Genomic DNA, 10424 nt, shown 5'->3' on the forward strand with positions numbered 1-10424 from the left:
AATTTAGCGGGGCCAAATGGGCTAGTCAAAAATAAAAGCCGGGTGCAACCAGTTAAGCAGTCGGTACGCTCTCTTGGGTATAACAACTTTACCTTTTTTCATGAAAAACTTTCCTCGGCTGGCCGGCCGCTTGCTGGCCCTGCTAGTGGTGCTGGCAGGTCTCGGCCTCAGCAGCTGCAAAAAAAACAATGATTCTGCTACCGCAACTGGTAACTGGACCCGAGGCAATGCGTTTGCCGGCGTTACCCGCAGTGGCTCCGTAAGCTTCGTTATCGGCAATGTGGCCTACGTGGGCACCGGTGTGGATGCTAACAACGTGCGTTACAACGACTTCTACTCCTACACCCCCGCCACGGGCAGCTGGATTAAGCTGACTTCCATGCCTGCTACGGCCCGCTACAACGCCGTGGCTTTTACGGCGGGTGGCAAAGGCTACGTGGGCACCGGCTACGACGGCGTGAACTCGCTGAGCGATTTCTGGCAGTTTGACCCTACCCTGGACACTCCTACTACCGTGGCCGGCGTGACCTCGACTACCCTGGGCAGATGGAAAAAAGTGGCCGACCTCACTAGCGTGGCGGGTGGCACGGCCCGCTACGGCGCAGTAGCTGGTAGCGTAGGCGACGTAGGCTACGTGGGCTGCGGCTACGACGGCAACAACCAGAAGGACTTCTACCAGTACAACCCCGCCACTGATAAGTGGAGCGCCCTGGCCAGCGGTTTCCCCGGCGATAAGCGCATTTTCGGCTCGACGTTCGTGGTCAACGGCCAGATGTACGTAGGTTTCGGTACCAACAACCTGGTTTCCAACACCGATTTCTGGTCGTATAACCCGGCCGGTAGCGGCACCTGGACCAAGCTGCATGACTTGGCCAACATCAGCAATTCGACCGGTACTTACGACAACAGCCTTTTGCAGCGCGCCTACGCTTCCGCCTTCACGGTGGGCAACATGGGCTACGTGGCCGTGGGTAGCCTCAACGGGGCCGTGCGCACCGACTGCTACTCGTATGACCCTACGCTCGACAATTGGACCAAGATGAACCCCTTCCTGGGCGCGGGCCGCACCTCGGCCGTGGCCTTCGGTATTGGCACTTTTGGCTACGTGGGCACCGGCAAATCGGGCAACACCCCCTTCGATGATTTCTGGAAATTTGACCCCACTCTTGCACAAGAGTAAGCAGCTGGCGGCCCCGGCCGCGCAGCCGCGCACCAGGCGCTGGCACCACCTGCTGCTGCTGCTAGCAGCGGCCGGTACCCTGGCAACGGCTGCCTGTACCAAGAGCACTAGTGACATTGGCGTCGGGCTTCCCGACGCCAATGTCGATACGGGGGCGTATCTTATTGATACCATTACCGTTAAGTCTTCTACCGTACTGCGCGACTCCGTGGTAACGTCCACGTCAGACAACCTGATGGTGGGACGTACCTACGACCCGCTACTGGGTACGCTCACGGCGCGCAGCTACTTCCGGCTAGGGGTTATCAGCGGTTTGCGCATTGACCCGTCGTTCCAATACGATTCGCTGGTGCTGGTGATGAAGCCCACCACGTATCGCTACGGCGACACTACCAAAACCCAGGCGCTGGTAGAGGTGCACAAGCTGATTGACCCTATTTCGGCTACCAAATACTCGTTTGCCTCGTCGAAGCTCACCAACCTGCGCTACGACCCGAAAAATGTGAACCGGGGCGGCAGCCCGCCTCGGGGGTTGGCCCGCCGCACGGCCACACTGCGCATTCCACTGGACAAGTCGTTTGGTCAGGATATTTTAGCAAAGGCGCAGGCCGGCCGATTGACGACGCAGGATGACTTTGACGCTTACCTGCCCGGCCTCGTGCTCACGCCTGCCGATGGCGACAACGCCACCATCCTAGGCCTAAGCGCCAAGGCGGCCGACGCGGCCATGACCCTGTATTATCACGACCCCGCCAACCCGACCGTGGTGCTGAATAACACGTTTCCGCTCTCAACTGGCGCGCGGCACTTCTTCCAGGTCGATGCCGTTCGCAACGGTTCGGTTGGCTATTTGCCCACTACTTCGCTGCAAGCGGTGCCTTCGGCCCCCACTGGCGAGCAAACGTACATTGAAGGGGTATTAGGCTTGCAAACCAAGCTTGAATTTCCTTATCTAACTAATATTCAGCAGTTTGGCAATAACCTCACAATAACGAGTGCCACGCTTACGGCGCTGGTGCCAAGCGCTACGCTCACGTCTTACGTACCGGCCCCGCCCTCGCTGGTTATTAATACCAGCAGCGTCGACAATCGGCCCGTGGAGACGTATCTGCCCGAAGTGAAGTACCTGAGTGCCATATCGGCTACTACCGGCATCAACCAGGGGTCGTACTCTTGGTCGGTGGAATCCTACGTCCAAGCGGTACTAAACCGCACGCGGCCTAACAACGGCCTTCTGGTGACTTCCCTCGCGCCCGACCTGCCCAGCCGGGTAGTGCTGGGTAGCCAACGCAGTGCGCAAAATAAGCTTCAGCTACGGCTCTATTTCATTAGAATTCAGTAGGTTGCTACCACTGGGTAATAGCCAGTAGAGCATTTTTTGTGGAAGCCTCGGAGCCCGGCTCTGGGGCTTCTTCGTTTAAAGACTACTACTATCTCGGCTTCTAGCCCGCAGAAGGATACTTTTTAAGATAATCCCTGTTAAGAAAACGTGTCCGACCAACTACTGCCCCTCGCTCCCCGCCCCGACCTACTGCGGGTATCGTACGATGATTACCGCGCCCTACCCGCCATCGCCAACTCCGACCTGTCGCGCCTGCGCGATGCCCTTGATGGCCGCCCGCCCCGCCGCGACTCGGGCCTGAATGGGGGCGCGCTGAGCTTCGGCACGGCTTTTCACACCGCCTTGCTGGAGCCTGACGATTACCAACCCGGGCAGCCGGGCCTCAACGACACCCTCATTTGGTGGCTGGTAGAAGGCGTGAAGCTGAACACGGAGATGAACCGCCTGCTGGCTCACGGCCTCACCGAGCGCAGCGCACTATTTACCGAGCCGACTACCGATACCATGTGCAAGCTGCGCGCCGACCTCGTGCTCGACCAGCCCGGCCAGCCCTACACCGTAGTAGATTTTAAAACGACCATGGCCCGCGACGCCGAGCATTTCCGCTGGCAGTGCTCGGCCTACGATTACGACCGGCAGGCGGCCTTTTACACCGATGCGCTGCACGCCGAGCGGTTTTTACTGGTGGGGGTGCAAAAGGTGGAGCCCTTCGGCGTTTTTCCGCTCGAAGTAACGACCGATATGCTGGCCGAAGGCCGCCGCAAGTATATGCATCTGCTCAAGCTGTTGCGTGCCCCCGGCACGGCCCCCGCCTTCCGCGCCGAGGCTGTGCAGGCCGCCGTTACGGCCCTTGGCTTGTAGCTTGCCGCGATAAGCACCAGTAATAAAAAAAACCAATTGGCTGCGTAGCGAGTAATTAGGGTAGCTTGGTGCCAACTGTGGCACCGGCCCTTAATCAAGCCACCCCACCCCATGAGTGAAGTAAAAAAAGCCCTGTTGGTGCGCCTCGAAGTGAAGCCTGGCCACGAGCAAACCGTCGCCGACTTTCTGCGTGGCGCGCTTACTATTGTGCAAGGTGAGCCCGCCACGGCCACTTGGTACGCATTGCAGCTAGGCCCCTCCACCTTCGGCATCTTCGACACTTTCCCCGACGAGGAGGGCCGTAAAGCCCACTTGGCCGGCGAGGTAGCCGCCGCTCTCGGCACGCACGCCGACTTGTGGGCCAGCCCACCTGTCATTGAAATGGTGGACGTATTGGCCAATAAATAACCTGTCATCAGGCCCTAAGAAGCCCCCGGCCGCGCTCGTCTCAACGGGCGCGGCCGGGGGCTTCTTTTGTTAAAACCCTGCCTGTCCGCTGGCCGCCAGTTCGCGCAGAAGCTGCCGCAGCGTGGCCGGCTCCTGTAGCTGGCGCAGTAAAAAAAGCAGGTACTCGGTTTCGGCGCGCAGGCTGCGCTTCAGTTCACGCAGCCGGGTGCGCTGCTGCTTCTCGGTGCCGCTCCAGGGCGCGCTGTCGAGGGGCTGCCGCGCTAAGGCCAGCTGCTGGCTTAGTTGCACCTGCTGCTGCGCCAGCGCCGCCGTGTAGCGTCCAAATAATGCATCTGCTTCTTCGCTGTTGGCCGATGCCGTGCTATCGGTTTCGGCTAGCAGCGTGAGTAGGGCGGCCAGGTCGCCAGCCGAGTAGGCGGCCGTAATGCGCTGCATAAGCTCCGTTTGGGCCTGTTGGGTGGCCGCGTCGCCCTGGGCGGCCCGGTCGGGGTGGTGCAGGCGGGCGAGCTGCCGGTAGGCCGCTTTCGTATTCTGCAGCAGCGCCTGGCCCTCGGTATCGGCGGCGCGGGCCTGTGCCGCGCGGGCCTGCTGCGCCCGCTGCTGGCGGCGCTCGCGGGCTGTGGCGGCCGCCTGCTCATGCGCTGGGGTCTGCGTGGGCGTTTGGGCTGTGGCGGGCAGCACGGGGTCGGGTGGGGGTGGGGCGGGCGCGTAGCGCGCCAGTATAGCGGCCTCCTCCTCGCCAAAGCGCTCTTGCAGGCTGTGGGCATTTCGCCAAAGCACCTCAGCTACCTGTTGCGCCTCGGCGCGACTGAGGTAGCCACTCGTGAGGGCAGTTTCCAGCGGCTCGTAGAGGGCGCGGCGGGCGGCTACCGTGGCGGCGGCCAGCGGCCCCACCTGCCGCCAATAAGCCTGGCGAGTAGCGGCCTGCTGCTCACGCAGGCTGCGCAGCTGCTCGCGCAATTCTTCCACGGCCCCGATAGCCTGGCGGAATGCCTGCTGCACCGGCGAGCCCGTCGTTGCGCCCGCTAAGCGCGCCGGTAAAAACTGCCGCAAAGGCAAAGAAGGAATATTCACGGCCGCAAAAATAACATCCCGCAAAACAGCACCTGGCTACAGGCCGTAAAAACAAGCTGGCGCAGGCAGCCAAAATAAGGGAGGATATTGCATAAAAAAATTGATAGTCTATCTCCGGCTTAATCATTATTTTTAATTAATAGTAAAAATAATTACGCAATTAGTTGCGGGAGTAAAATAATTGTCTCACCTTTGTCCCACTAAACACCCACAGCTATGTACCGCCTACCAATCAGCCGTCGCCATTCGGATAAGAAGCAGCCAAAAGCGCTGCCTCAGCTCGGTACGTTTGCCTGATTTTAGCGCCTGCTAAAACTGTCGCCGCCCGAGCCCATGAAGCTCGGGTTTTTTGTTGCCAACGGATTATCAACCGTTTAGCTTTCTGCCCAATGCCTCGCATCCGCCCCAGTTACCTGCTTGAATTGCCTGCCCAGCAGGAGAGTCATGCTTGGGCTAAACGGTATCGTCGCGCTTTTTCTTCAGGATATACTTGTCGGTAATTACCGATAATAACCACCTTGTAGAAAAAGCCTGGCCTTAGAAACCAGGCTTTTTCATGGGCTTTATTTCCAAATAAAAATAGCTTTTATTTGAATGGAAGAATTACGTCCAATCCAGTTTGAGAATACTAATCAGAATTAATTGCTGCCTATTTCCCACCCGATATCAGTCACTTTTATGCGCTTCAATTTAAACCCGCGCAACAAGTCTGCGCCCGTTCGCAATCACGAAGGGGCACCCACTTACTTGCTCACACCCGCCTTCGAACTGTACGCCGCCATGGCTACGGCCGCCCTCAGCGACCAGTTGTACGAAACGGCCGCTACCCGCTTGAACCGCCTGCGCGAACTAGTGGCTCGCAACGACCCGTATTTTGTGGCCCGGCTGGCGGTGTATGCCCGCGAGAAGCTTTACCTGCGCTCGATGCCGCTGGTGTTGGTGGTGGAGCTGGCGCGCATTCACCGCGGCGACAGCCTCGTGAGCCGCTTGGTGGCGCGGGTGGTGCAGCGTGCCGACGAAATTCCCGAGTTGCTGGCCTGCTATGCGCAGGCCAATGGCCGGGCGGGTACCAAAACCCTCGGCCGGCTCTCGAAACAGCTTCAGCACGGCTTGGCGCTGGCCTTCAACAAGTTTGATGCGTACCAATTGGCTAAGTACAACCGCGACGGTACCGCCGTGCGCCTGCGTGATGCCTTGTTTTTGGTGCACCCCAAGCCCCGCGATGCCGCTCAGCAAGCCGTATTCGACCAATTGGTAACGGGCACCTTGCCCGTGCCCTATACCTGGGAAACCGAGTTGTCGGCCGCCGGCCAGGTGGCCTATGCCTCGCCTGCCGAGCGCCAGTCGGCCCTGGCGGCCGTGTGGGAAACGCTGGTGCAGAGTGGCCGCCTGGGCTACATGGCCTTGCTGCGAAATCTGCGCAACTTGCTGGAAACCAACGTAAACGCCGCTACCCTGGCCCAGGTCTGCGCTACCCTGGCCGATGCTAAGCAAGTGGCCCGCGCCCGGCAAATGCCCTTCCGCTTCCTAGCCGCCTACCGTGAGGTACTGGCCCTGGAATCGGGCGCGGTAGCGCCGGTGCTGGCGGCGTTGGAAGCAGCCATTGGGGCCAGTGCTGCGAACCTGCGCGGTTTTGGGCCCACCACCCGCGTGGTGGTGGCCTGCGACGTGTCGGGCTCGATGCAGCAACCCATTTCGCCGCGCAGCAAGGTGCTGCTCTACGACGTGGGCCTGGTGCTGGCCATGTTGCTGCAAAGTCATTGCCAGCACGTAGTTACGGGCTTGTTTGGCGACCGCTGGCAGCGTATTAGCCTGCCGCAGGGGCCGGTACTGGGCAACGTGCAGGAACTCTACCGCCGGGCCAATGAGGTGGGATTCTCTACCAACGGCCACTTGGTGGTGCAAGACCTGCGCCAGCGCCAGGAAGTGGTAGATAAAATCCTGATTTTCACCGACTGCCAGCTCTGGGATAGTACGGGTCACGGTAACACGCTGGCCCAGGAATGGGCTGCCTACCGCGCCAACGTGGCTCCCCAGGCCCAGCTCTACCTGTTCGATTTGGCGGGCCACGGCACCACGCCACTACAGGTGCGCGCCGCGCAGGGCGTGGCCCTCATCGCGGGCTGGTCAGACAAGGTGTTCGACGTGCTGGCCGCGCTCGAAAACGGGGAGAGTACCCTAGCAGTAATTGAAAAAACTGAGCTTTGAAAACAGCCCAGCCTGGCCGGCAGTAAAGCGGAACCCCGGCCAGTTTTTCAAGCGTCGATTTACAACTTAAGGAAAATAAAATGACCCTGGTTATAAAAATTGGCAAACTAATTGTTCACCTTTAATCCAAGCATTCTAATGCTATCCGACTTAGGCACACGGCTGACCCCTTAATGGCAGCCGCTGGCCGGAACGGTTACCCGCCGGGGCCTCGATGCTCCGGCGGCCCGTTCCAAACCAGTTTTGCTTAACTCCCTCTTTTTCAGGTGCCGTAGGTTTCGGCGTTACTTCGTGGTAGTCGGCGCAAGCCGCTGGGTTCGAATCCCATCGCCGCTCCTTCGGGCGCGGTGTACAAACACGCCAACCACTTGTCGCCCTGGATTTTGGGTAGTTAACTCCTTTTACAAACCAGTTCTAATTTAGTGGGTGTCGTAGGTGGGTCATACTTCGTGTATAGTGCCATAAGGCATGCAGGTTCGAATCCTGCCCCGGTCTTCGGGCCGGGTGGCGAAACGGTAGACGCATTATGATTGGCCCGCCGCTTGTTGCCCCACTACTTGTTTTATCCGTGCGGGTGCCGTAGTCCGGCCCTACTTCGATTGCGATTCGCCAGGTCGCGGGTTCGAATCCCGCTGGCTGCTACTTCGGTAGCGGCTGTAGCTCAGCCAGGTAGAGCAGGATATGAAGGCCGGGCGCTTGTTGCCCCGCACGGAAAGCTATAAAAACAACCCGGTGCCGTAGCCCCGCCCTACTTCGTTTAGGACGATGGGATGCTGGTTCGAATCCGGCCCGCTGGCCTGGCCGGCGATGGCGTAACTGGCAACGCACATACAGCGGGCGAGGCGCTCGTTGCCCGAGTTGTTTTTTCAATAAATCAACCGTTTTTGCGGCCTCCGGGCCGCTGGATATTCAACGTGCTAAAGCAGTTTTCAGGCTGGCGTACGGGGCGGGCTACCGGCGTTGAGGCGGCTGTCCGCTCGTCGTCAGGGCCGCTTGTTTCCGCTTGTTCTTTCAAAGAGCAGACAGCCGCCTCAACGCCGGTAGCCCGCCCCGTACGCCACCTGAAAACCCAGTTGCTAAAAGGAGGCGATATGCCCCCGCAAGCCGACTGGTTTTCACCGAATAGTACTAGTATTAATTTTTAACATTCAATCAAAATGGCTTCTATCTTACGAGGCAATGACTTGCGGCAGCTCGGGTTTCCTGAGGGCCGCGCTATTGGGCTGGCACTGGCGCAGTTGCAGCGCAAAGAATTCAAGCGCCTCACGCAGGCCGAGCAGCTCGAAACGCTGAAAGCCGTGCTGGCTAACCCGGCCGATTACCTCACGCACCTGGCTTGGAGCCACATATCGGCGGCGCTGTTGCCGCCCGTGTCGCGCCACATCGAGCTGGTAGCGCGCAAGGAGTACGTCACCTTCGGGGCTGAGCACATCGAAGCCGGCGCCATTCACCAGATGGAAACCGCCATGAAGCTGCCCGTAACGGTGGCGGGCGCACTCATGCCCGACGCCCACTACGGCTACGGCCTGCCCATTGGCGGCGTGCTGGCCACCGATAACGCCGTGATTCCCTACGCCGTGGGCGTGGATATTGGCTGCCGCATGGCCCTGTCGGTGTTCGAGCTGCCGGGTAAATACCTGACCCAGCGCACCCAGGAGATGCGCAAAGTCCTGCTCGACAATACCCGCTTTGGTAGTGGCCGGAGCTGGGAGCGGGGCCAGCGCCTCCACCACGACGTGCTCGACCGGCCCGAGTTTCAGGCCATTCCCTTCCTGAAAAACAAGCTCGATAAGGCCGCCGAGCAGGTGGGCACGTCGGGCTCGGGCAATCACTTCGTGGAATTCGGGCTGGTAGACATCACCGACCCCACCAACGAGATGGGCCTGCCCCTGGGCCAGTACGTGGGCGTGCTCTCGCACTCGGGCTCGCGGGGGCTGGGCGCGTCCATTGCCGAGCACTACACCAAGCTGGCCAAGGGCGTGTGCCAGCTGCCAGCCGAGGCCCAGTACCTTGCCTGGCTGGGCCTCGATACCGAGGCCGGCCAGGAGTATTGGGCGGCTATGAACCTGGCCGGCGACTACGCCGCGGCGTGCCACGAGCACATTCACCGTCGCTTAGCTAAAGCATTGGGTGAGAAGCCAGTAGCTAAAGTGGAAAACCACCACAACTTTGCCTGGAAAGAGCGCCTGGCCGATGGCCGTGAGGTGATAACGCACCGCAAGGGTGCCACGCCGGCCGGCGCGGGCGTGCTGGGCATCATTCCGGGCTCCATGACGGCCCCCGGCTTCATTGTGCGGGGGCGGGGCGAGGCCACTTCGCTGGCGTCGGCATCGCACGGGGCGGGCCGGCTATTGTCGCGCACCCGCGCCAAGGCCGAGCTGAGCGAAGCCGACGTGCGCCGGCACCTAGCCGACCACGGCATCGAGCTCATTGGCGGGGGCCTCGACGAAGCCCCGATGGCCTACAAAGACATTCACACGGTGATGGCCAGCCAGCGCGAGCTGGTGGACGTAATCGGTTCCTTCACCCCAAAGATTGTACGCATGGATGGCGCCTAAAAAAAGTTCCGCCAGCTAAATCCAGCTGAGGTCGCTACTTCGTAAAGTACAATAGGCTCGCCAGAGCCGTGTTTTCATAGCTCAGGAAAGCCCGCTGCCTTTGGCTGCGGGTTTTTTATTATCCTCTTTTTCGGGGGCCGGGGCGGCGGGCAGCACCCGCACCGCATCGCCCACCCGAATGGTGCCGCCCTGCGCAATGTGCGCCGTGAGGCCGCCGTGGCCGCGCATGGCGTTATAGCCGCCGGGGCCTAGCTCTTCCTCCATGCGCGAGCACGGGTGGCACTCGCCAGTGATGTCGAGGATAACTTCCTCGCCCAGCTGAATCTGCCGGCCCTTGAGGGCCAGTAGGTTGAGGCCGCTTACCACGAGGTTGCGGCGCAGGCGGCCGGGCGCTACCGGCTCGGTCATTCCCAAAAAGCCCGCCACCGCCGCCAGGTGCTCGTGCTGCACCAGGGTAAGCTGGCGCTTGCCGCCCGGCTTGAGGCTGGCGTGGTCGCCGGCCAGGCGCGCGTCGGTCAGCACCTCGGCCTCAAACACCGCGATGGGCTCGGTGCGGCGCGCGGCGCGCAGGCCTATCCACTCAATGCGGCCTTGCTGGGGTAGGGTGGATAGTAGGCGCGCCACCGTCGATTTATCGTCGCCAAAAAATGGGAAAGCCATCTGGTACTACTGGTTGAAAAACATTAGATAGTCGGGTATAATTTAGCAAGTTTGATGCGAGCATCGGCCGTTTTGAATTGCCAGTTGCGGGGCTTGGGCCGCGCATTCTGGCGGTCTTGCCACTGTTCTACCA

The 10424-nt window shown here is 60.4% G+C and carries 8 protein-coding genes; 6 read left to right on the plus strand and 2 right to left on the minus strand.

Translation table 11 applies throughout. From position 1 onward, the window contains the following. Window positions 1–100: 100 nt before the first annotated feature. The 4 genes from QMK33_RS18845 (at window position 101) to QMK33_RS18860 (ending at window position 3791) form a co-directional block, all read left to right on the plus strand. The gene (locus QMK33_RS18845) at window positions 101–1180 is read left to right on the plus strand and encodes a Kelch repeat-containing protein (RefSeq protein WP_283566170.1); all 1080 of its coding nucleotides are present in this window, start codon (window positions 101–103) and stop codon (window positions 1178–1180) included. Next, the gene (locus QMK33_RS18850) at window positions 1155–2522 is read left to right on the plus strand and encodes a DUF4270 family protein (protein WP_283566171.1); all 1368 of its coding nucleotides are present in this window, start codon (window positions 1155–1157) and stop codon (window positions 2520–2522) included. The genes QMK33_RS18845 and QMK33_RS18850 overlap by 26 nt, the downstream gene beginning before the upstream one ends. 147 nt (window positions 2523–2669) lie before the next feature. Continuing rightward, window positions 2670–3383 carry a PD-(D/E)XK nuclease-like domain-containing protein gene (locus tag QMK33_RS18855; protein ID WP_283566172.1) on the plus strand — a complete coding sequence of 238 codons (714 nt, stop codon included), beginning with the start codon at window positions 2670–2672 and terminating at the stop codon, window positions 3381–3383. 111 nt (window positions 3384–3494) lie between these two features. Continuing rightward, window positions 3495–3791: a putative quinol monooxygenase gene (locus tag QMK33_RS18860; RefSeq protein WP_283566173.1), complete on the plus strand. Its 297-nt coding sequence runs from the start codon at window positions 3495–3497 to the stop codon at window positions 3789–3791. A gap of 69 nt (window positions 3792–3860) precedes the next feature. Here the strand turns inward: QMK33_RS18860 and QMK33_RS18865 are convergent, their stop codons facing one another. Beyond that, on the minus strand, window positions 3861–4865 hold the full coding sequence (locus QMK33_RS18865; RefSeq protein WP_283566174.1) for a J domain-containing protein: 1005 nt from the start codon (window positions 4863–4865) through the stop codon (window positions 3861–3863). A gap of 678 nt (window positions 4866–5543) precedes the next feature. Between QMK33_RS18865 and QMK33_RS18870 the strand changes: the two genes are divergently transcribed. Both QMK33_RS18870 and QMK33_RS18875 read left to right on the plus strand, forming a co-directional pair. Further along, window positions 5544–7073 (plus strand): TROVE domain-containing protein, encoded by a 1530-nt coding sequence (locus QMK33_RS18870; RefSeq protein WP_283566175.1) that lies wholly within the window; start codon window positions 5544–5546, stop codon window positions 7071–7073. 1157 nt (window positions 7074–8230) lie between these two features. Beyond that, the gene (locus QMK33_RS18875; RefSeq protein ID WP_283566176.1) at window positions 8231–9631 is read left to right on the plus strand and encodes an RtcB family protein; all 1401 of its coding nucleotides are present in this window, start codon (window positions 8231–8233) and stop codon (window positions 9629–9631) included. Between the two features lie 81 nt (window positions 9632–9712). Here the strand turns inward: QMK33_RS18875 and QMK33_RS18880 are convergent, their stop codons facing one another. Then, window positions 9713–10291, minus strand: a complete 579-nt coding sequence (locus QMK33_RS18880) for an MOSC domain-containing protein (protein ID WP_283566177.1) — start codon at window positions 10289–10291, stop codon at window positions 9713–9715. Between the last annotated feature and the right edge of the window lie 133 nt (window positions 10292–10424).

Source organism: Hymenobacter sp. H14-R3 (assembly GCF_030063445.1).
Classification (GTDB): Bacteria; Bacteroidota; Bacteroidia; order Cytophagales; family Hymenobacteraceae; genus Hymenobacter.